Source organism: Martelella endophytica, assembly GCF_000960975.1.
Lineage (GTDB): Bacteria > Pseudomonadota > Alphaproteobacteria > Rhizobiales > Rhizobiaceae > Martelella > Martelella endophytica.
The window spans coordinates 2,307,982-2,328,317 of sequence record NZ_CP010803.1; the positions used below are offsets into that span (position 1 = coordinate 2,307,982).

Here is a 20,336-nt window from a genome sequence, read left to right on the forward strand (position 1 = left end):
CTATTAATTAGTAAACTCTAATGTAAGTGGGTTCTTTCTAAAAGGATGCAGCTTTTTCGCGGATCGCGCAATAGCATTCATGACAAGTGGAGAGCGGTCAAGCGCTGGCGGACAGTGCTTTTTTCAGGTCGCGTTCCACCGGATCGGACTGCGGAATGCGCCGGCTGCCTGGCATTCATGGTGAGAGCAGCCACAAAAAAACCGCCGGCGCAGAACGCCGGCGGCCGAATTTCCGTAGATCGGAAAATCTTATTCTTCGGTTTCGCCTTCGGCTTCTTCGACGGTTTCTTCCGTCTCTTCGGCATCGGACTTCAGGCCAGCAGGAGCGGCGATCGTCGCGATGGTGAAGTCGCGGTCGGTGATGACCGGCGTGACGTTTTCCGGCAGCTTGACAGCCGAGATGTGGAGCGAGTCGCCGAGGTTGGCCGAAATCAGGTCAACGGTGATGCTCTCCGGGATCGCATTGGCCGGGCAATGGAACTCGACTTCATGGCGCACGATGTTGAGGACGCCGCCGCGCTTGATGCCGGGGCACTTGTCTTCATTGGCGAAGTGAACCGGAATGGCAACCGTGACGGTGCTCTTCTCGGAAATCCGCAGGAAGTCGACGTGCATGACGAAATCACGGACCGGATCGAGCTGGTAGTCCTTCGGCAGGACCATGTACTTGTCCTTGCCGACCTCGACGGTGAACGTCGTCGTCATGAAGCCACCACCGAAGATGCGCTTGGTGATTTCATTGCGATCGATAGCGATCGAAACCGGGGCTTCTTTGTTGCCGTAAATGACGGCGGGAATCTTGCCGGTGCGGCGCAGTTCTCGGGCGGACCCCTTACCGACCCGTTCGCGCGCTTCGGCCGTGAGCGTGCTCTGATTCTTGCTCATGGCATATCCTTTCAGGTGTTGTGGAGTGTTCCTGCGGGCACATCGAGCGCCGTTCGGAACGGGAGAACGCATTCTCCCATCCGCGCTGCCTCCAAGGGTGTCTGCACGGACTGGGTGCCTATAGAGTAGACCGGCAAAAAACGCAAGCAAAAGCCCGCGAATGCACGCATCACACTTCACTTTTCCGGCTTTTGCTTTATGGAAGCGTCGGCTGTTTGCTTGCGAGGATGCTCATAAGAAGGCACCATATCGCATCCCTTAGCTGTCGGAGCCCGTTTTTTTTGAACAACCTCGTCACGTGTCTTGCGGTCGAACATTCCCATAGCGCCATAGCCGCCGCACTCTTCGTTTCCCTGATCGGCGGCGCGCTGACCATCAGCCTGACGACGCGCGTGCGTCAGGCGCCGCGTAGCCAGTCATGGCTCTGGCTCTTGCTGGCCGGGCTCGTCGGCGGCATGACGGCATGGTGCACGCATTTCATCGCGATGCTCGGCTATGATGTCGGCCTGCCGCACAATTACGATCCGCTGCTGACCTTTCTCTCGCTGGGTTCGGTGATCGTCACGACGACGGTCGGTATCTTCATCATCGGCAATGCAGGTCGCTCGCTTCTGGTGGAAGCGGGTGGCGCTGTGGTCAGCCTCGGCGTGGTGCTGATGCATTTCATCGGCATGTCGGGTTACGACGTGCCTGGCTATCTGGTGTGGTCGACGCCCTATATCATCGCCTGCCTGATCTCCGGAATGGTGTTCGGCATGCTCGCCTTTTCCACCCTGGTCCGGATGCGGTTTCGCTATCACGGCCTGGCAGCGGCGCTGCTGCTGACCGTTTCGATCGTCTGCGTCCATTTCGTCTCGATCGCCGGACTCACCTTCGTGCCGGATGGTTCGATCATCCTGCCGAACAGCGGTCTGCAGACGCAGACCATGGTGTTCTTCACCATCCAGGGCTCGGGCATGGTGGTGGTGCTCGGTCTGTCGCTGCTGCTGCTCGACATCAAGAACCGCGAAAACGTCCGTTCCGAAGTGCGTCGCGCCAGCGTCCATGATGCGCTCACCGGTCTGCCGAACCGCACGGCGATGGGTGAAGAGCTGGCACGCCTCATCAGCGAGAAGGGCGCTGGCGGGATACAGTTCGCACTGGCTTTTCTCGATGTCCGCGGTTTCAAGGGGTTGAACGATGTCCGCGGCCATGCCGCTGGTGACTTCGTGCTGTCGTCGGTGGCGGCGCGCCTGCGTGGCTCGCTTCCGGCTGGTGTGTTCGCGGCGCGGACCGGAAACGACGAATTCGCGATCCTGATCCCGGACCTCCAGCATCGCGGCGATGTCCAGCGGCTGCTGCGCCGCGTGATCCAGGAGGTTGCCCGGCCGGCGAGCTGGAGCGGGCAGCAGTTCGTGGTGCGCCTCGATGCGGGAATTGCCGTTTTCCCCGATGACGGTCAGGTGAGCGACGAACTGGTAGCCCGAGCAGACGCCGCGCTGCTGCGCGCCAAGCGAACACGTGACGTCACCTTCTATGACGCCGGCGTCGATCACGGCGAAAGACGGCTCAATGCGCTTGCGCTTGACCTCAGGCGCGCCTTCGAGGACGGCGAGTTTCAGCTCTACTATCAGCAGCAGCACCTGACCGGTGACCGATCCATCTTCGGCTTCGAGGTTCTGCTGCGGTGGTTCCACAGGGATTACGGTTTCATTCCGCCGGACGAGTTCATCCCACTTGCCGAACGCACCGGCTTCATCCACGTCCTTGGCGAATGGGTGCTCCGGCAGGCCGCGGCCGACGCCGTGACCTGGAAGAACCCCTTCCAGGTCGGCGTCAACGTCGCGCCCGAGCAGCTCGCCGACCCGAATCTGGCGCAGATCGTCGGCGCCGTGCTCAAGGAGACCGGATTGCCGCCAGAGCGGCTTGAGCTCGAAATCACCGAAAGCGGCATCGTCGATGACTTCCATAGGGCCCTTGCTTCCATCGAAGCCGTCAAGGCGCTCGGGGTGAAAGTGGCGATGGATGATTTCGGCACAGGTTATTCGTCGCTGACGACGCTACAGCAGTTTCCGTTCGACAAGATCAAGATCGACCGAAGCTTTGTCGCCGGTCTGCCGCATGACGAACTATCGGCGGCCATATGCCGCTCGACCGTGATCATCAGCAAGAGCCTCGGCATCCGCGTGCTGGCGGAAGGGGTCGAAACCGAGGAACAGCTTGCCTTCCTGCAGCGCGAGGGATGCCCGCGCGCGCAAGGCTACTATTTCGGGCGCCCGAAACCGCGCTCCGAAATCGAGGACCTGGTGAACGGTTAGCCGGCGGCGCACGCTGGCGCAAAAGCTGGAAAAAAAGTGGCGTCGGATCAGTCGAAGAGGCTCGAAACCGAGCTTTCGTGGCTGGTGCGGTTGATGGCCTCACCGATCAGCGGCGCGGTGGAGATCACCCGGATGTTCGGCGCGGTCACCATATCGCTGCGCGGCTGGATCGAGTCGGTGATCACCAGTTCCTGAAGCTTGGAATTGGTGATGCGTTCCACCGCATTGCCCGAAAGCACACCGTGGGTAATGTAGGCGGTGACATTGATGGCGCCGTTGTTCAGAAGTGCTTCGGCGGCGTTGCAGAGCGTACCGCCGGAATCGATGATGTCATCAATCAGGATGCATTCCTTGCCCTCGACGTCACCGATGATGTTCATCACTTCGGACTCGCCCGGACGCTCGCGACGCTTGTCGACGATGGCGAGCAGACAGTCGAGGCGCTTGGCCAGAGCGCGGGCGCGCACGACGCCGCCGACGTCAGGTGAAACGACCATGACGTTTTCAAGGTTGCGGCGCGCCTTGACGTCGCGTGCAAGGACCGGTGCCGCAAACAGGTTGTCGGTCGGAATATCGAAAAAGCCCTGGATCTGGCCGGCATGCAGGTCGAGGGTCAGAACCCTGTCTGCGCCAGCGCGGGTGATCAGGTTGGCAACGAGCTTTGCCGAGATCGGTGTGCGGCCCGAGGCGCGCCGATCCTGCCGGGCGTAGCCGAAATAGGGAAGAACCGCCGTGATGCGCCTTGCCGACGAGCGCCGGAAGGCGTCGATCATGATCAGCAGTTCCATCAGGTGGTCGTTGGTCGGATAGGACGTCGACTGGACGACGAAGATATCTTCGCCGCGGACGTTTTCCTGGATCTCAACGAAGATTTCCTGGTCGGCGAACCGCCGGACACTGGCCTTGCCCATCGGGACGTTGAGGTAGTTGCAAATCGCTTCGGCAAGTTGACGATTGGAATTGCCTGCGAAAACTTTCATGTGATGTCGCCCGTTCGCTCGCTCTGCCCGCCTTTTAATACCCCTGCCGGTGAATGCAAGGCGGTAATTGTTGACGAAGGCACGTTTTATCGGGGTTTTACACGGAGTTTTCAGGCGCGCAAACCAGTCGGCCGCACGCCGAGCCGGTTTTCACTGCGACAATACCCGCTTTCGCACGAAAAGCTTCCTTCGCTTCCCGGACGCATCCGGTGCTCATCCCTGACTGTCGAGCCAGGCGAGCAACTCGCCGACGGTTTTCTGTCCGATCGATGCCATCATCTCGTCGGTAACGCCGGCCCACGGGTCGGCTCCGGTGAAGCCGCCACTGGCTGCGGCCTCGTTGCCCTGGATACGATGCAGCCGGGTGCCATCGGTTCCGAGCACATCCCAGACATAGACCACCGAGACGACGCCATCCTGGTTGACGGCCGAGAAATAGCCCTTGAGGCTGATTTCGGCGCTGTCGTTATCCATCGGCATGATGGTGAGGCCGGCGGCACGGGCGGTATCGCCGAGCCGGGTGGAGAGCGCTTCGAGTTTGTCGGACGGGGCGCCGATGATCGGCAGAAAGCGGATCGTATCGGCACTCGCCAGGGATTGCGCAGTTGTCTGTGTAGCCGGCGCACTCGCAGGTGCGGTGGTGGTCGCTGCAGGCGCCACGGCGGCGGGGGCGGCGACGGCGGCAGGTGGCGCGGCGACGGCGGCAGCCGGCGGTTGCTGAACGGCCACCGGCCGCGACTGCGCAGGCATGCTGGCGGCCTGGGCGCCGAAGGTGCTCGGGGCCCGTCCCGTTCCCGGTGTATCGTCGTAGACGGTTGTCGCGGGCGCCGTCGCCGCCGATGGCGTCGGCGCGCTATATGTCGGCGCAGTGCCGTAGGTGGCGGGTGCCGATTGCGGCGGGGCGAGCGCCTGTCGCGAGACGCTTGCCTGCGGGGCTGCCGCGATCGGTTCGGCGGGCTGAAGCGTGGCGCCCTGCGTGCCGATGCTCTCTGGCGGCGTCGCGCTGCTGTCCACCGTCAGCACATCGCTGGTCGTGCAGCCCGAAACGAGGGTCGCACAGAGGATGATGGCCGTAACCCGTCGCACGTCGTTTCGCCCTTTGCTTTGAAATCGTTCGCGATTTTCGGAGCGCCGGGATGGCTTGTCAATCGACGGGCACGATCATCGTTTATTTTGTGTAAAGGTCGAGCCCGAGCCGCGAGAGCGGTCGTGGTTCGTCCTCGCCGGTCAGGTAGGTCCGGCCGAGAGTCATCGCCGTGCCGCTGTCGGAATCCATGATGATGATGTGCACGAACAGCGACATCGATGGCAGGATCGGGTTCTGATTGCCCGCATGGAACATCTGGTGTTCCATCCACGAGGGCGCAAACCGGGCGCCGAGCGAATAGCCGCACGCATTCAGCCGGTGACGCGACAGGCCGCGCGCATCCATGATCTCGGCATGCTTGTCGAACACCTCGCCGAAGGTGTGGCCGGGTCGCAGCAGTTCCTCGATCGCCTGGAGTGCTGCGCGGGCGGCGCCGTGGAGCGCAACATGCCGGTCGGTCGGCTCGCCGATAACGACCGTGCGCATGGCCGCAGCGTGATAACGAGCCCAGACTCCGGCCCATTCGAGGGTGAGCTGGTCATTGTCATCAAGCCGCCGACGCCCGGATTTGGAACGGCAGAGCAGGGCGCTTTCGCCCGAACCGATGATGAATTCGTTGGCCGGATAATCGCCGCCGCCGGAAAGCACGGCGCCCTGCATGGCCGCAAGGATCTCGGCCTCGTCGCCGCCCGGCACGATCAGCGGCAACGCGGCATCGAAGGCGTCGTCGCAGAGTTCGGAAGCGCGTTCGATGTAGCGGATTTCGGCAGGGCTCTTGATCAGGCGAAGATTGGAAACGAGGTAGGACGCATCCTCGAGCTGGCCGAAGGTCTGCAGCTGGCTGTCGAGCAGATGCGCCGCGCGGCCGGTCATGCCGTGGGTGTCGTATTCGACACCGATGCGGCAGCCGAGCAGATCAAGATCCGCCAGCATCTCCTTCAGGTCTCGGCTGGGGTCGGTCTGGCCGCGGTCGACCCAGATGCGGATGTCGCTGATATTGGAGGTCTGGCGGGCCTGGCGCACATCCGCCGAGCGCGTCAGAAGCGTCATCTTGCCGTCTGCCGTGACGGCGAGGCACTGGAAGAAGACAAAGCCGAACGTGTCGTAACCCGTCAGCCAATAGAGGCTTTCCTGCGCGAACAGCAGGAGCGCATCGAGCTTTTTCTCGGCCATTGCCGCCTTCAGCCGTTCCAGCCGTGCTGCATATTCTTCGCTATCAAAGGCAAGTGCCATAGTCGTCTCCCCTGGCGCAGATGCGCCCTACAATGCGATGGCCGAGAGCTGGCGTCCATAATCCTTCTCGCCGTGATGGGTGGTGCGGCGATAGGAAAACAATCCGTCCTCGTCCTCATAGGTGCAGTGATCGATGATGTCGTGCGCGATGCCGGCGCGCTCAAGCCTGAGGCCGATGAAAGCAGGCAGGTCGAACATCGCGTGGCCGTCCGCCGAGGACGGTGTGAAGAAGCGTGCGAAGGCCTGGTCCGTTTCGACGAAACGGTCGACGAATTCCGGCCCGACCTCATAGGCCCGGCGGCTGATGGTGGGGCCAAGGCAGGCCACGATCGACTGGCGTTCCGCGCCGACCGCGATCATCGCCTCCGCTGTCGCCTCGAGGATGCCGCTGAAGGCGCCGCGCCAGCCGGCATGGGCGGCGCCGATGACGCCGTTCTTCGGATCGGCGAACAGAACCGGGCCGCAATCGGCCGTCAGGATGCCGAGCACGAGACCGGGCGTGCGCGTCACCATGCCGTCTGCCTCAGGCCTCTTTCCGGCAAATGGGGCATCGATGCGGATCGCTTCGGCGGAGTGGCACTGGTGCAGGCTCGCAAGCCGCTCCGCGCCATGGCCGAACCAGCGTGCAACCCGCGCCCGGTTTTCCGCCACATCCTCCGGCCGGTCAGCGGAGCCGGCGCCGCAATTGAGGCTTTCGTAGATGCCGGTGGAGACACCGCCGCGGCGGGTGAAGAAGCCGTGGCGAATGCCGGCCGGGGCGAGCCGTTCGGTCATGAACACGCTCGTCATCGGGGCGATCGCGCCGCTTTCCGCCATCTCGAATCTGTCGTCTAGCATCGGTGTTTCCGTCATTGATTGCAGGAATGGTGGAGCGCGGGAGCCGGTCTTGTCAATCCGGCCGGGTCAGGGGGCTGCTGCTTCCGGCTGCTCGAAGGGAATAAGCGCAAGCTTTCGGCTTGAGACCGCGAGCACCTTGAAAAGGTCGCCCATCTCGCCTTCGCCGTTTCCCGCGAGCCTGCGGGCGGCCGTGACGATAGAGGCTTGCGTGGCGGCATCCTTGCCGCGTCCAAGCGCCGAGGCGCGGGGCCCGAGGCCGAGGTCGGCGAGAAACGCGCCCTGCGGCATCATCGGGTGGACATGCAGCCCTTCCGCGCGGCCAATCGCCGCAAGGGCGGCAAAATCGACATGGCTGGTGAGGTCGGCCTCGCCGGGGTGGTCCAGCACCGGATCGAAGGAATGATCGCGCACGGCTTGCAGCGTGTCGCCGAACCCGCTCTCAAGATGGCCGTAATCGATGATCAGGGCGGTGCCGCCACCGGCCCTCAGCCGGGCGCAAAGCTCGGCCATCAGCGCTTCGCGAGCCGGCGCCGTCTCGAAGATCGCCCCTTCGGGCGCCGTGCCGTCGGGCAGGGCCTTGGGGTCAAGCCGGGCCGGGGCCGTCGAAAAGGTGAAGTTGCCGTTGTCGTCGAGCGTCACCACTCGCTCGAAGAAGCCGCCTCCCGCTTTGACGAACTGGCGCGTCGGGATGGCGTCGAACAGTTCGTTGGCGACGAACAGGCAGAGACCCTCGGGCGCCTCGCCAAGGGCGTCGATCCAGCTGAGCCTTTCGGCATGGCGCTTCAGGGTTTCAGCCTGTCGCGCGCGCAGTGTCGGGCTCGTCTCCAGCAGGCGGACGGAAAGGGTGGCATAAAGCGGCGGCGCCAGCGTCTCGATCACCTTCAGGATATCGGCCATCATCGTGCCGCGTCCCGGGCCGCCTTCGATCAGCACCGTGTTTGCCGGGGCGCCATGAGCCTGCCAGGCCTGCACGAGGAAGATGCCGACGAGTTCGCCGAAAAGCTGGGAGATCTCCGGCGCGGTGGTGAAATCGCCCCCGCGTCCCAGCGGGTCGCGGGTTCGATAATAGCCGTATTCTGGGTCGGCAAGGCAGAGCTGGAAGTAGGTCGAGACCGGCATCGGCCCGTCCGCCGCGATCAGGCGGCGGATTTTTGCGGCGAGCGGCGTGGTCACGGCGCCTCCCGGCGCGCCATGCGGCCGGAGTTCCAGATGCCCCAAAGGCCGATCGCAAGCATCGGCAGCGACAGCAGCATGCCCATGGTCAGCCAGCCGCCAAGGAGATAGCCGAGTTGTGGATCCGGCTCGCGGAAGAATTCGACGAAGATGCGCGAAAGGGCGTAAAGGCAGACGAACAGGCTGGCGGTGAAACCGCGGCGCTTCAGCGTGCCGAAGACGAAGACGCAGACGAACAGGATGACGAGGGTCAGGATGCCCTCGAGCCCGGCTTCGTAAAGCTGGCTCGGATGGCGCGGCAGGTCGCCGGCGCCGGGAAACACCATGGCCCATGGCACGTCCGATGTCCGGCCCCAGAGCTCGCCGTTGATGAAGTTGGCGATCCGGCCGAAGAACAGGCCGATCGGCGTCACGGTGGCGATCAGGTCGAACAGCGACCAGACGCGAATGCCGTTCCTTCGGGAAAACAGCAGCATCACCACGATCATGCCGATGAGGCCGCCATGGAAGGACATGCCGCCATCCCAGATCTTGAAGATCGAGAGCGGGTTGGCGAACAGCATGTCGGAGGCATAGAACAGCATGTAGCCGAGCCGGCCGCCGATGACGATGCCGAGCACCGACCAGGTGATGAAGTCATCGAGCTTCGCCGTGGTCATCGGTGCCGTATTCGCCGGCCAGAGGCTTTCCCGCTTCAGGAGAAGCCGCGCATAGAGCCAGCCGAGCAGGATGCCGGCGACATAGGCAAGCCCATACCAGTGAACCTGAAGCGGGCCGAGCCGGAAGGCGATCGGATCGATGGCCGGGTAGGTCATCGAGGCAAGAACGATATTGTCTGGCAGCAAGGGGCGGTTTCCTCTATGGTCGGCGCGAAGATGGCGGCTTAAACCTGTCCGGTCAAGCCGCCTGAGCTCGGCTATGGTCTTGCCTTTCGATGCCAGCATGACTACGTCAAAGGCAAGCACTGGACGCCCTCATACCGGCCGTAGAAGGAGACATCGACCATGAGTTCCGGCACCACGCGTATCCTCGACGATCTCGCCAAGCTGATGACCGACGCCGCCGGCTCGATGCAGAGTGCCGGCAAGGACCTGGAGACGGCCGTCAAGGCGCAGGTCGAGCGCTGGCTGAACAGCATGGATGTGGTCAAGCGCGAGGAGTTCGACGCCGTTCGCGATATGGCGATCAAGGCGCGCGACGAAAACGATGCCCTGCGGGCCCGGATCGATGCGCTTGAGGCCAAACTCGGGGGCAAGACCGGCGAATAGCCGATCCTTTCAAGCGGCGAGACTTGCGAAGCGGACCCCACAGGCGGTCCGCTTTTTTGTTGGCCGGATGAGGGCGCTGTCATCCTGGGTGGCGCTCAGGCCATGACTTGCAAGCGAGTGCCCCGGTTTTTCCATCTATCACCAAAAAAAATCCGGCCTGTGGACATGGTTAAAAAATTCAATCCGCAGAGTCGTTTAGGGCACCGGTCTGAATCATTTTAGGAGCGCGAAATCTAGTGCGCGACGGAAACGGGCCGGGGAGGGGCTGGTGTTCGCTCCGGCGCATTATACACTGATTTTAATAGATGATTCGAAATGGTGACTGGCCGGCGCCTCCCGTTTCGACGGGCCCGGCGGGAGTGCGGGCGGCTGGTGTCGGCTGAAGAAGGTGGTTTATGAGCCTCATCGAGTGGGAAGCTGAACGGCTGAGCAATCCGGTGGACATGATTGAGTTCGTGGCCGCCACGAACGACTGGACGTTCGAGCGTTCCGGGGAGGACGAGATCGCGATGACGGTCGGTGGCCGCTGGGCCGATTACCACGTCTCGTTTTCATGGATGAGCCATCATGAGGCGCTGCATCTCGCCTGCGCCTTCGATCTGCGCGTGCCGGAGCACAAGGCCAACGAGATCGTTCGGCTGCTGTCCAAGGTCAACGGCCAGGTGCTGATGGGGCATTTCGATTTCTGGCCGCAGGAAAACGTCATCGTCTATCGTCATTCGCTGCTGCTTGCCGGCGGTGCCGAGCCGACCAATCAGCAGGTCGAGGGCACGCTTTCCAACGGGCTCGATGCGTGCGAAAATTATTTCCAGGCTTTCCAGTTCGTCGTCTGGTCCGGCATGACGGCAGATGATGCGATGAAGGCCGTTCTGTTCGAAACGGTCGGGGAGGCGTGACATGCCGGATATCAGCGGGCCGGATATCAGCGGGTCAGGCCTCGGCGGGATAGACGGGCTCGTTCTCGTCGGCGCCGGCAATATGGGCGGGGCAATGCTCGCCGGCTGGATCTCCGGCGGGTTGAAGCGCGACGACGTGACCGTTATCGATCCCAATCCCTCCAATCGGGTGAAGAGCCTGCTCGACAGTTCGGGCATCCGCCACGCCGTGGCGCCGCCGGATAACGTCAAGGCCAGGATCCTCATCCTCGCGGTCAAGCCGCAGGTCATGTATGCCGTGCTCGACACGCTGGCGCCGATTATCGACGAGAACACGCTGGTAATCTCGGTTGCGGCCGGAAAGACGCTGTCCTATTTCGAGGAACGGCTCGGGCCGCTCGCCATGGTCCGCACCATCCCCAATACACCGGCCATGGTCGGCCGCGGCGTCATCGGCGCCTTCGCCAATGGCCGCGTCAGCGAGGACGCGCGCACCAAGGCCGACGCGTTGCTTTCCGCTGTCGGACAAGTTGAGTGGGTCGAGAAGGAAGCCGATATCGATGCCGTGACCGCGATCTCCGGCAGCGGCCCGGCCTATGCCTTCTATCTCGTCGAATGCATGGCGGAGGCGGGGCGCAAGCTCGGTCTCGATGCCGATCTTGCCATGCGGCTTGCGCGCGGGACCGTCATCGGCGCCGGCGCGCTTCTCGACAAAACCGGTGACGATGCGCCATCGCTGCGCAAGAACGTGACCTCTCCCGGCGGTACGACCGCTGCTGCCCTCGAACATCTGATGGCCGAAGACGGGCTGCAGCCGGTCTTCGACCGTGCCCTGGAGGCGGCCTGCAAGCGTTCGCAGGAACTTGCCGGCTGACCGCCTGAAATGATATGTCCCGATGAAGCACGTCGTCTGACACGCCGGAAGCATTCGGCGTCGCAGGCCAAAAAAGGCAGGGTCATATGGTCGGGGATGAAATCAATTTCGACGATTTTCTGAAGGTCGATATCCGGGTCGGAACTGTCGTCGAGGCAGAACCTTTTCCCGAAGCGCGCAAGCCGGCCATCAAGATGGTCATCGACTTCGGTCCCGAGATCGGCCTGAAGAAATCCTCCGCCCAGATCACCGTCCACTATACACCGGAAACATTGCTCGGCCGCCAGGTGATGGCGGTGGTGAATTTCCCGCCGCGGCAGATCGGGCCCGTTCGCTCGGAGGTGCTGACGCTCGGCTTTGCCGATGCCGACGGCGCGATCGTGCTCGCTTCGCTCGACCGCAAGGTGCCGGACGGCGAACGGCTGCAGTAGTCACTCAGCAGGGAATCTTGATCGTCGCCCTGAGGCCACCGAGCGGGCTTTCGGAAAGTTCGACGTTGCCGCCATGCGAGCGCGCGATATCGCGCGCGATGGCGAGCCCCAGGCCGGTGCCGGACGAATCGAGATTGCGGGCGTTATCGAGCCGCAGGAACGGCTTGAACACGTCCTCCCGCAGTTCCGGCGCGATCCCCGGGCCATCGTCGTCAAAGGTGACCGTCAGCCATTTCTCGCCGTGGTTGGCGCGGATTTCGAGCCGTTCGGCATGGCGTTTGGCATTCGAGGCGAGATTGGCGACGAGGCGGCCAAAGGCGTTTGGTCGCACGGTGACGGCATCGCGGCCGGTGACCGTGTAGGTCAGCGTCTTGCCGCTCAGCTCGAAATCGTCCTGCTGGCGGCGGAACAGTGCGGCGAGGCTCGCCGTCCCGGTCGTTTCCTCGGCATCGCCGCGGGCGAAATCGATATAGCCCTGCAGCATCTTCTGCATCTCCTCGACATCCTCATTAAGCGCATCCGTTTCCGGACCGTCACCGATCAGGGCGAGTTGCAGCTTGAAGCGGGTGAGGATGGTGCGCAGGTCGTGGCTGACACCGTTCAGCATGGTGGTGCGCTGCTCGATCTGGCGCTCGATACGCTCGCGCATCAGAATGAAGGCAAGGCCGGCGCGCCGGACCTCGCTTGCGCCGCGCGGCGAGAACGGCTCGGCCGAGCGCTGGCCCTTGCCAAAGTCCTCCGCCGCCTGGGTGAGCCTGAGAATCGGCCGGATCTGGCCGCGCAGGAACAGTGTGGCGATGCCGATCAGCACCAGCGACGTGCCGACCATCCAGAGAATGAAGATATGGGTGTTCGACGCATAGGTCATCGAGCGCCTCGCATAGATGCGCAGAACGCCGTCGTCGAGCTTGATGCGGATTTCGACGAAACGCGAGTCGCCCAGCGTGTCGATCCAGAAGGGGCGACCGATCTTTTGCGAGATCTGCTCGGCGAGCACCTGGTCGAGCAGGCCGAAGAACGGCTTCGGCAGCGGTGGCGGCAACTGGCCGCCGGGCTCGATCGAAGCGCGCAGGCCCATGTCGCGCGCCGCAATCCTGAGGATGTCGCGCTGGTAGCGGTCGTCTGTCGCGTCCAGCAGGTCGATGACGGCGGTGATGTCGCCGGTGACGGCATCGGCCAGCCTGCGTGTCACCATCTGCCAGTGCCGTTCCATGAACACGGTCGCAACGACGGCCTGCAGCAGCAGCATCGGCACGATGATGATCAGTAGTGATCGCGCGAACAGGCCGCGCGGCAGGCGGTGATGCGTCCAGCGGGCGATGTTCTTGTAGACGAAGAGGGTGTGACTGATGCCGGGCAGGCGCGCCACGATCCGCATCGTGCGCCGAAAGCTGCGGCAGCTGCGCCGGACCACTCTTGCCGTATCTCGCTTCAGTGTCTTCAGCACTCTAGTCTCGCGTCAGCCGGTAGCCGATGCCGCGCACGGTCTGCAGGTAGATCGGATTGGCGGGGTCGGTCTCGATCTTGCGGCGGAGCCTGTTGATCTGCACGTCGATGGTGCGCTCGTTGATGTCGGCGGCGTTGGAAACGAGGTCGTAGCGCGCCACCGTCTCGCCGGCGTTTTCGGCAAGCATCGTCATGATGTCCTGTTCGCGCTCCGTCAGGCGGATTGCGGTCGCGCCGCGCTTCAGCTCCTTGCGCGCAAGCGAGAAGGTGTAGGGTCCGAACATCACCTGCTCGATGGCCGGCGTCTTCGGCTGCTGGGCACGGCGCAGGATGTTGGAGATGCGCAACAGCAACTCGCGCGGCTCGAAGGGCTTGGCGAGATAGTCGTCGGCGCCGGCCTCAAGGCCAAGAATGCGCGATTCGGCCTCCGCCTTCGCCGTCAGCAGCAGCACGGGTACGGGGCGGATGTCGGCGAGGCTGCGGGTCAGTTCGATCCCGTCCTCGCCCGGCATCATCACGTCGAGCACCAGGAGGTCGAAGTCGAGGCCTTCCAGCTTACGCCGGGCCTCGGCCGCATCGCCGGCGGTCGAGACACGATAGCCGTGCTCGCCGAGGTAGCGCTTCAGCAGGGTGCGGATGCGGGTATCATCGTCGACGATCAGCAGATGGGGGGCGTCGTCGCCGGGGCGTTCGCTCATTGCATGCTCCATCATCCGTCGTGCGGTCGCGTCGCCGAGAGCGCACCCTTCATCGCTTCCGGGTCGCCGTCGCACATCTCGGTCAGGAATGTCTTCACCGTGGCACGCTCATCCGCGGAAAGATGATCGAATGCCTTGCTGATGCGGCAAAGCTGCGGCGAAATCAGCTCCTGACGCAGGGTTTCGCCCTTTTGCGTGAGGAAAAGCCGCCGCTGGCGCCGGTCCTCGGGGCCGGCGGCCTGGCGAACATAGCCGCCATCGATGAGCTGCTTCAGGACGCGGGCGAGCGACTGCTTGGTGATCCTGAGCGTATCCAGCAGGTCGGCGACGCTCATCCCCGGGCGGCTGCCGACGAAATGGACGACGCGGTGATGGGCGCGGCCGAAACCGATCTTGTCGAGAATGGCGTCCGGATCCGCAATGAAATCGCGATAGGCGAAGAACAGCAATTCGACAATCTCAAATCCCTCCACCGCCTCCCTGGGCAGGGGCGTGGAAAAAAAGTCGGTCCTCAGTGCCTCGTTCTTGGCCACCGTCATGGTTCCTTTGCCGCCCATCCGTCGCTGTCCTGCCGTCTCGCCTCGACCCGAATGCGTCTCCGCCACGCGATAGGATTTGAAACGGGGTCATGTCTGCCATAGGTTTAAGGTCAAACATCTAGAAATGGAAGTCGTTCGGACAGCGGGCTCTCCTGCGGCGGACGCAATCAAGGAGTGATTTGCACAACATGGGACAGCTTCAGGCCGGGATTATCCCCGTCACGCCGCTACAGCAGAACTGCACGGTGATGTTCGATCTCGAGATCCGGCGCGGCGTGGTGGTCGATCCTGGCGGCGATGCCGACGTCATCATCCAGACGATCGAGGAGAACGGCATCACGCTCGAGGCAATCTGGCTGACCCATGGCCATCTCGACCATGCTGGCGGGGCGATGGAGCTGAAGGAACGGCTGAACATCGACATTCTCGGCCCGCACGAGGACGACCGGTTCATTCTGGACAGCATCGAAGACAGCGCCGAGCGGTTCGGCATGGCGGGAATGGTGCGCAACTGCACGCCCGACCGTTTCCTGACCGAAGGCGAGACGCTGAGCTTCGGTGATCATCACTTCGACGTCTTCCATTGCCCTGGCCACTCGCCGGGCCACGTCATATTCTTCAATCGCCTGCAGAAGTTCGCCCATGTCGGCGACGTGCTCTTCCACGGGTCGGTCGGGCGCACCGATCTGCCGGGCGGCGACCACGACACTCTGATGGCCTCCATCCACGACAAGCTCTTCCCGCTCGGTGACGATGTCGGCTTCATCTGCGGGCATGGTCCGGGCGGCCGAATCGGCGAGGAGCGCCGCACCAATCCGTTTCTGAGAGGACTTTAGGACGGAATCTGGTGGTTGAGTCCTGAAGCCGTGACGATTCGGGAGAGAGGGGCGGTGCGCCCGACACTTCCTCTCAAATGACGAATGCCAGAACGGCAGCGTCCGGGCGAAAGGGTCTCTGCGGCAAGTGATCTTCTTCCAATGGTTAAATCAGTAGAGGTGAGGACACGTTTTCCGGGTTGTTTTCTGCCTATAAAATAGGCGATAGCGGCGCTAGATCAAATTAAAGGCAAAATTGTCGGCAAATTTCGCTCTCCGCATGGCAGCCATGCACAAAGATGCATTGTCTTCTGCCTAATCAAAGAGCATATCGCACGCAGCTGATGCAGTTGGTGCCCAACTTCTCCCTGGTGCACCGCAACAGCTGTTCCCCTCTGGAGGTTTTGAGAAGCCTTCTAACTCAAAAGGGCCCCGTTTCACGGTGGCCCTCTTTTTTTGCCCGCAAATATCTGTTGTTTTTTTTCGCAGCCGGCGATGAAAACTATTGCAATGCGCACAAAAAAGAACCATATCGTAATCAGCTGATGCGTTGGGCAGTGATTCTTCACTGCTGCAGCAGCTGTTCCCCTCTGGAGGTTTTACCTTCACACCTATAAAGGGCCCCTTTTGGAGGCCCTTCTTTTTTTGCCTGTCGTCAAATGGGCACTGCGGCAATTTTCTTGTCCTGGCCGTATACCTTTTCTTCTCTTTTTGCGTTCATCTCTCATAGTCGCGGAATCGCGCCGTTTCGGTGGGACTTTCGATGCCGCCGGCCTGCGCGCAAATTGCGCCTCGGGTTACCTTGAGCTAGTAAGGGACGAACGCGGTCTTTTCAGGACCGCCACGGGAAAGAATTATGGCCAATCTCTTCGACCCCATTACCATTGGCGACGTCACGCTCGAAAACCGCATTGTCATGGGCCCCCTGATGCGCAATCGCACGCCGGATGCCGTGCCGAATGCTCTCAACGTCGAATATTACCGGCAGCGGGCGACGGCGGGGTTGATCATTTCCGAGGCGACGGCGATCACCGAGCAGGGGCAGGGTTATTCGCATACCCCGGGCATCTATAACGATGCCTGCGTCGAGGGCTGGCGTCAGGTGACGACCGCCGTGCACGAGGCGGGCGGCAAGATCTTCTGCCAGCTGCTGCATGTCGGCCGCATTTCGCACAAGTCGCTGCAGCCCTTCGGCGACCCGCCCGTTGCCCCCTCCGCCATTCAGGCCAAGGCCAAGACCTTCGTCATCTATCCCGATGGCACGAGCGATTTCATCGAGACCTCGATGCCGCGGGCGCTGAAGCCATTCGAGATTTCCGGGATCATCGACGATTTCCGCCGCGCCGCGTCGCGCGCCATGGATGCCGGATTCGACGGCGTCGAAATTCATGCGGCCAATGGCTATCTCATCGACCAGTTCATGCGCTCCGGCCCGAACCAGCGCACCGACCTTTACGGCGGTCCACTTGAAAACCGGGCGCGCTTCATGTTCGACATCGTCGGCTCGATCTCGCGCGAGATCGGCCCCGGCCGCACCGCGATCCGACTGTCGCCGGTGGCGCCGTCCAACGATATCCAGGGCGACAAGCCACAGGCGCTGTTCAACTATGTCGCCAGCCAGCTTTCCGCCTACGATCTCGCCTATGTGCACGTCATCGAGGGCGCGACCGGCGGCGAACGCAATTACGTGCAGGGTCCCGTACCGTTCGATTACGAGCAGATGCGCGAGACCTATTATCGCACCGATGGCACCGGCGCGTGGATGGTGAACAACGGCTACGATCGGCAACTGGCGATTGACGCGCTCGAAAAGGAACGTGCTGACCTGATCTGCTTCGGCCGTTCCTTCATCGCCAACCCCGATCTCGTGCGGCGCCTGCGGATCAATGCGGAACTCAATCCTGTCGACCAGCGGACCCTGTTCGGTGGCGGGGCGGAGGGGTATGTCGACTACCCCGTGCTCGGCGGCTGACGGCGCGATTTCAGATGCTTAAATTTCTCAAGGGTGAACTCCTGCTGATCCAGGCCGCGGTGGTCGGGCTCGTAGCGTGGCAGCTTGAGCACGGCCTGCTCGAAGGCAGCCAGCTTGTCGCCAACATCGCAGCCGCCGCACTGGTCATCTCGATCGCCTGCGCTTCGATGCGGGTCGCCCATCATGCCGAAGTGCTGGCCGCCAAGGCCGGCGACCCCTATGGCACAATGATCCTGACACTGTCGGCAGTCGCCGTCGAAGTGCTCATACTGGTCATCATGATGACCGGGGCCGAGCAGCCGACGCTGGTGCGCGACACTATCTATTCGGCCGTGATGCTCGACATCAACGGCATTCTCGGCATTGCCGCGCTGATCGGCGGGCTGAAGCACGGCGAGCAGCCCTATAATGACGATTCCGGTCGAACCTATTCGGTGATGATCCTGACGGCCATGGGCATTTCCATGGTGGTACCGGATTTCGTCCCGGAGGCGAGCTGGCACTACTATTCGGGCTTCACCATCATCGCCATGCTGGCGCTTTATGCGCTGTTCCTGCGTATGCAGGTGGGCCAGCACAGCTATTTCTTCGCCTATCGCTATCCGAACCGGAAAAAGTCGGAAGTGCCGGCTGAAGCCCATGGCGAGGACGAGGAGGAGGGCTCGGTTGCCGTCTCGATCGTTGTCATCCTCGTCGGCGTTGTGCTGATCGGCCTGCTCGCCGAGTTCATGTCGGCCTTCCTCAACCACGGCCTTGAAGGCTCGGGCGCACCGCCGGCGCTCACCGCCATCCTGGTTGCCGCCATTGCCGCTGGCCCGGAAATCCTTACCGCCATGCGTGCCGCGCTGAAGAACCGGATGCAGGCTGTCGTCAACATCGCGCTCGGCGCGTCGCTTTCGACCGTGATCCTGACCGTGCCGGTGGTCGAGGCGATCGCGCTGTTTTCCGGTCAGCCCTTCACCATGGCGATGACGCCGGTGCAGATCACCATGGTGACGATCACGCTGATCGCCGCCGCCATCAACGTCAATGACGGCGAGACCAACGCGATCGAGGGCATGACCCACTTCGTCCTGTTCGCGACCTTCATCATGCTTTCTGTGCTGGGATTGTGAGGCGCCGGGCCTAGGTCGGACGGGGCGCCTCGAGATTATGGCGCTGTATCACTGAAGCGCGTTTTGCATGAACTGCTCGACGATATTGGACATGTCGAACGAGGCGCCGCCCTGGACAGGCGGATATTCCGCAAGCGTTGCCAGATGCTCTTGCATCAGGGCGTTCATCGGCTGCACCAGCCACGACACTTTCTGCATAAGATGGCCGTAGGAATCCGTCGAATCATAGCTCTCGAAGGGATCCATTCTCAGGTTGAAGACCATCGGCGCCGTTCTCGGAACGAGGTTGTCGTAATAGTCCTCCTTGGTGGAAAAATGGAATTTCCAGGGCCCCATCCGCACGGCCGTCAACTTGCTTTCATAGTAATGGAAGATGTGGTCGCGCGCCGAGAACTCGCTCTCTCCCGTCCAGTAGGGGACGTTGTTGAGCCCGTCGATATATTGCTGCTTTTCTTCCATCACCAGCGCTTGGACATCCTCAACACCGGCGGCTGCCGCGAGCGACGTGAACATGTCCTGATGCGCCTGAATGCCGTTCAGCACCTTGCCTTCCTCGACGACGCCCGGCCAGCGCAACATTGAAAGCACGCGCACGCCGCCTTCATAGGTGGTCATCTTCTCGCCCCGGAATGGCGTCGTTCCGCCATGCGGCCAGGCGGAATGTTCGGGACCGTTGTCCGTCGAGTACCAGACGATGGTGTTTTCGGCGAGGCCCTGTTCATCCAGCCAGTCGAGGATCACGCCGACATCGTGGTCGGCTGAAGCATGCCCGATCCGTGCATGTCGGCCTCCGATGTGTAGGCTTCGGCGGCATAGCGCCAATCCTCGTTGAGGCGGGTATAGAGATGCATGCGGCTCGGATTGACCCAGACGAAAAAGGGTTCGTTGGCCTCGGCTGCTGCCCCCATGAACTCGATTGCGCGCGGGACGATCTCGGCGCCGTCGAAATTCTTCATCCGCTCCTGGGTCAGAGGGCCAGTGTCCTCGATCGTTTGCATGCCGACTTTGCCGAAACGCGGATCCTCGGACGGATCATCAACGGTCGTAGCCTTGGTGTGAAGCACGCCGCGGGTACCGAATTTCGCTTCGTAGTCCTCGAGACTGCCGGAGAAGGCCTTCCCGAAGCGCTGATAGTCGCGTTGTTCGGCCTCTTCCTGCGTGTTCAGGTGATAGAGATTGCCAAAGAACTCGTCGAAGCCGTGAACGGTGGGCAGGTGCTCGTTGCGGTCACCAAGGTGGTTCTTGCCGAACTGTGCTGTCCGGTAACCCGCTTCCTTCATCACCTCGGCAAGGCTCGGCGATGCCGCCTGCAGTCCAAGCGCCGAACCGGGCTGGCCGACGGTCGTCATGCCCGAGCGTATCGGATACTGGCCTGTGATGAAGGCGGCGCGACCTGCCGTGCAACTCGGCTGGGCGTAGTGGTCAGTGAAGCGCACACCTTCCTTGCCGATACGGTCGATGTTCGGGGTCAGGTACCCCATGGTGCCCATGCCGTAGGCCGACACGTTCTGCCAACCTATATCGTCCCCCCAGATCACCAGAATATTCGGCCGCGGCTTCGCGCCCATAGTCTGTGCTCTTGCGTTCCGTGGAGCGTTTGTGACCGAAATTGCAGAAAGCGCGCCCAGCACGCTCGAACTCAGAAGAAGATTTCGCCGTGTTAATCCCCTCGGTGCGGCGGGGGTCCCCCCATCCTCACGATTCATCTCGTCACTCATGTCCGTCTCCCTGAATTTGCCCCGTTAATTCGGAAGAGGGTCGATCGGATACCTTTTCAAAACATACATACTAAGCAGCAAGTTTTCTTCTAA

Annotated in this window: 20 protein-coding genes; 8 read left to right on the plus strand and 12 right to left on the minus strand. The window is 62.2% G+C overall.

The window, feature by feature from the left end; all coding sequences use genetic code 11:
• Positions 1–249: 249 nt before the first annotated feature.
• Positions 250–885, minus strand: coding sequence for a 50S ribosomal protein L25/general stress protein Ctc (locus TM49_RS10420; RefSeq protein ID WP_045681094.1), 636 nt, complete (start codon positions 883–885; stop codon positions 250–252).
• A 281-nt stretch (positions 886–1,166) separates the two neighbouring features.
• Between TM49_RS10420 and TM49_RS10425 the strand changes: the two genes are divergently transcribed.
• Entirely contained in the window at positions 1,167–3,182 is a 2,016-nt protein-coding gene (locus TM49_RS10425; protein WP_045681095.1) for a putative bifunctional diguanylate cyclase/phosphodiesterase, read from the plus strand.
• 47 nt (positions 3,183–3,229) lie between these two features.
• On the opposite strand, the gene TM49_RS10430 is transcribed toward TM49_RS10425, so the two are convergent.
• The 6 genes from TM49_RS10430 to lgt all read right to left on the minus strand — a co-directional run bounded on the left by TM49_RS10430 (position 3,230) and on the right by lgt (position 9,307).
• On the minus strand, positions 3,230–4,162 hold the full coding sequence (locus tag TM49_RS10430; protein ID WP_045681096.1) for a ribose-phosphate pyrophosphokinase: 933 nt from the start codon (positions 4,160–4,162) through the stop codon (positions 3,230–3,232).
• Between the two features lie 213 nt (positions 4,163–4,375).
• Entirely contained in the window at positions 4,376–5,248 is an 873-nt protein-coding gene (locus TM49_RS10435) for a hypothetical protein (protein WP_052699804.1), read from the minus strand.
• Between the two features lie 82 nt (positions 5,249–5,330).
• On the minus strand, positions 5,331–6,482 hold the full coding sequence (locus TM49_RS10440; protein WP_045681097.1) for a M24 family metallopeptidase: 1,152 nt from the start codon (positions 6,480–6,482) through the stop codon (positions 5,331–5,333).
• A 27-nt stretch (positions 6,483–6,509) separates the two neighbouring features.
• Positions 6,510–7,298, minus strand: a complete 789-nt coding sequence (pgeF, locus tag TM49_RS10445; protein WP_045685108.1) for a peptidoglycan editing factor PgeF — start codon at positions 7,296–7,298, stop codon at positions 6,510–6,512.
• 87 nt (positions 7,299–7,385) lie between these two features.
• A complete protein-coding gene (locus tag TM49_RS10450; RefSeq protein ID WP_045685109.1) occupies positions 7,386–8,492 on the minus strand; it encodes a class I SAM-dependent methyltransferase in 1,107 nt (368 codons plus the stop codon).
• Positions 8,489–9,307 carry a prolipoprotein diacylglyceryl transferase gene (lgt, locus tag TM49_RS10455; protein ID WP_045685110.1) on the minus strand — a complete coding sequence of 273 codons (819 nt, stop codon included), beginning with the start codon at positions 9,305–9,307 and terminating at the stop codon, positions 8,489–8,491. Before lgt ends, TM49_RS10450 begins: the two co-directional genes overlap by 4 nt.
• Positions 9,308–9,496: 189 nt before the next feature.
• Here lgt and TM49_RS10460 point away from each other — a divergent pair, with 189 nt between their 5' ends.
• The 4 genes from TM49_RS10460 to TM49_RS10475 all read left to right on the plus strand — a co-directional run bounded on the left by TM49_RS10460 (position 9,497) and on the right by TM49_RS10475 (position 11,940).
• Complete coding sequence (locus TM49_RS10460) at positions 9,497–9,760, plus strand: accessory factor UbiK family protein (protein ID WP_045681099.1); 264 nt, start codon at positions 9,497–9,499, stop codon at positions 9,758–9,760.
• Between the two features lie 395 nt (positions 9,761–10,155).
• The gene (locus TM49_RS10465) at positions 10,156–10,656 is read left to right on the plus strand and encodes a type III secretion system chaperone family protein (protein WP_045681101.1); all 501 of its coding nucleotides are present in this window, start codon (positions 10,156–10,158) and stop codon (positions 10,654–10,656) included.
• 1 nt (position 10,657) lies between these two features.
• On the plus strand, positions 10,658–11,509 hold the full coding sequence (proC, locus tag TM49_RS10470; protein ID WP_045681104.1) for a pyrroline-5-carboxylate reductase: 852 nt from the start codon (positions 10,658–10,660) through the stop codon (positions 11,507–11,509).
• 86 nt (positions 11,510–11,595) lie between these two features.
• A complete protein-coding gene (locus TM49_RS10475; RefSeq protein ID WP_045681106.1) occupies positions 11,596–11,940 on the plus strand; it encodes a tRNA-binding protein in 345 nt (114 codons plus the stop codon).
• A 4-nt stretch (positions 11,941–11,944) separates the two neighbouring features.
• On the opposite strand, the gene TM49_RS10480 is transcribed toward TM49_RS10475, so the two are convergent.
• The 3 genes from TM49_RS10480 to TM49_RS10490 all read right to left on the minus strand — a co-directional run bounded on the left by TM49_RS10480 (position 11,945) and on the right by TM49_RS10490 (position 14,641).
• A complete protein-coding gene (locus TM49_RS10480) occupies positions 11,945–13,318 on the minus strand; it encodes an ATP-binding protein (protein WP_045681108.1) in 1,374 nt (457 codons plus the stop codon).
• A 70-nt stretch (positions 13,319–13,388) separates the two neighbouring features.
• On the minus strand, positions 13,389–14,096 hold the full coding sequence (locus TM49_RS10485) for a response regulator (protein WP_045681110.1): 708 nt from the start codon (positions 14,094–14,096) through the stop codon (positions 13,389–13,391).
• Entirely contained in the window at positions 14,096–14,641 is a 546-nt protein-coding gene (locus TM49_RS10490) for a MarR family winged helix-turn-helix transcriptional regulator (RefSeq protein ID WP_244464843.1), read from the minus strand. The genes TM49_RS10485 and TM49_RS10490 overlap by 1 nt, the downstream gene beginning before the upstream one ends.
• 170 nt (positions 14,642–14,811) lie before the next feature.
• On the opposite strand from TM49_RS10490, the gene TM49_RS10495 reads away from it, so the two are divergent.
• The 3 genes from TM49_RS10495 (at position 14,812) to TM49_RS10505 (ending at position 18,525) form a co-directional block, all read left to right on the plus strand.
• Positions 14,812–15,459: an MBL fold metallo-hydrolase gene (locus TM49_RS10495; protein WP_045681111.1), complete on the plus strand. Its 648-nt coding sequence runs from the start codon at positions 14,812–14,814 to the stop codon at positions 15,457–15,459.
• A gap of 835 nt (positions 15,460–16,294) precedes the next feature.
• Positions 16,295–17,410 carry an alkene reductase gene (locus TM49_RS10500; RefSeq protein ID WP_045681113.1) on the plus strand — a complete coding sequence of 372 codons (1,116 nt, stop codon included), beginning with the start codon at positions 16,295–16,297 and terminating at the stop codon, positions 17,408–17,410.
• A gap of 14 nt (positions 17,411–17,424) precedes the next feature.
• Positions 17,425–18,525 carry a calcium:cation antiporter gene (locus tag TM49_RS10505; protein ID WP_045681116.1) on the plus strand — a complete coding sequence of 367 codons (1,101 nt, stop codon included), beginning with the start codon at positions 17,425–17,427 and terminating at the stop codon, positions 18,523–18,525.
• Between the two features lie 48 nt (positions 18,526–18,573).
• Here the strand turns inward: TM49_RS10505 and TM49_RS23970 are convergent, their stop codons facing one another.
• Both TM49_RS23970 and TM49_RS23795 read right to left on the minus strand, forming a co-directional pair.
• The gene (locus TM49_RS23970) at positions 18,574–19,266 is read right to left on the minus strand and encodes a sulfatase-like hydrolase/transferase (RefSeq protein WP_201777040.1); all 693 of its coding nucleotides are present in this window, start codon (positions 19,264–19,266) and stop codon (positions 18,574–18,576) included.
• Positions 19,263–20,093: a sulfatase-like hydrolase/transferase gene (locus TM49_RS23795; RefSeq protein ID WP_201777041.1), complete on the minus strand. Its 831-nt coding sequence runs from the start codon at positions 20,091–20,093 to the stop codon at positions 19,263–19,265. Before TM49_RS23795 ends, TM49_RS23970 begins: the two co-directional genes overlap by 4 nt.
• Positions 20,094–20,336: the final 243 nt, after the last annotated feature.

Coding starts and splice junctions, on each gene's coding strand:
- TM49_RS10475 (WP_045681106.1), top strand. CDS start 11,596: ATGGTCGGGGATGAAATCAATTTCGACGATTTTCTGAAGGTCGATATC.
- TM49_RS10495 (WP_045681111.1), top strand. CDS start 14,812: ATGGGACAGCTTCAGGCCGGGATTATCCCCGTCACGCCGCTACAGCAG.
- TM49_RS10505 (WP_045681116.1), top strand. CDS start 17,425: ATGCTTAAATTTCTCAAGGGTGAACTCCTGCTGATCCAGGCCGCGGTG.
- pgeF (WP_045685108.1), bottom strand. CDS start 7,298: ATGGCGGAAAGCGGCGCGATCGCCCCGATGACGAGCGTGTTCATGACC.
- TM49_RS23795 (WP_201777041.1), bottom strand. CDS start 20,093: ATGGGCGCGAAGCCGCGGCCGAATATTCTGGTGATCTGGGGGGACGAT.
- lgt (WP_045685110.1), bottom strand. CDS start 9,307: ATGACCTACCCGGCCATCGATCCGATCGCCTTCCGGCTCGGCCCGCTT.
- TM49_RS10440 (WP_045681097.1), bottom strand. CDS start 6,482: ATGGCACTTGCCTTTGATAGCGAAGAATATGCAGCACGGCTGGAACGG.
- TM49_RS10420 (WP_045681094.1), bottom strand. CDS start 885: ATGAGCAAGAATCAGAGCACGCTCACGGCCGAAGCGCGCGAACGGGTC.
- TM49_RS10485 (WP_045681110.1), bottom strand. CDS start 14,096: ATGGAGCATGCAATGAGCGAACGCCCCGGCGACGACGCCCCCCATCTG.
- TM49_RS10490 (WP_244464843.1), bottom strand. CDS start 14,641: ATGGGCGGCAAAGGAACCATGACGGTGGCCAAGAACGAGGCACTGAGG.
- TM49_RS10460 (WP_045681099.1), top strand. CDS start 9,497: ATGAGTTCCGGCACCACGCGTATCCTCGACGATCTCGCCAAGCTGATG.
- TM49_RS10500 (WP_045681113.1), top strand. CDS start 16,295: ATGGCCAATCTCTTCGACCCCATTACCATTGGCGACGTCACGCTCGAA.
- TM49_RS10430 (WP_045681096.1), bottom strand. CDS start 4,162: ATGAAAGTTTTCGCAGGCAATTCCAATCGTCAACTTGCCGAAGCGATT.
- TM49_RS10480 (WP_045681108.1), bottom strand. CDS start 13,318: ATGCGGATCGTGGCGCGCCTGCCCGGCATCAGTCACACCCTCTTCGTC.
- TM49_RS10465 (WP_045681101.1), top strand. CDS start 10,156: ATGAGCCTCATCGAGTGGGAAGCTGAACGGCTGAGCAATCCGGTGGAC.
- proC (WP_045681104.1), top strand. CDS start 10,658: ATGCCGGATATCAGCGGGCCGGATATCAGCGGGTCAGGCCTCGGCGGG.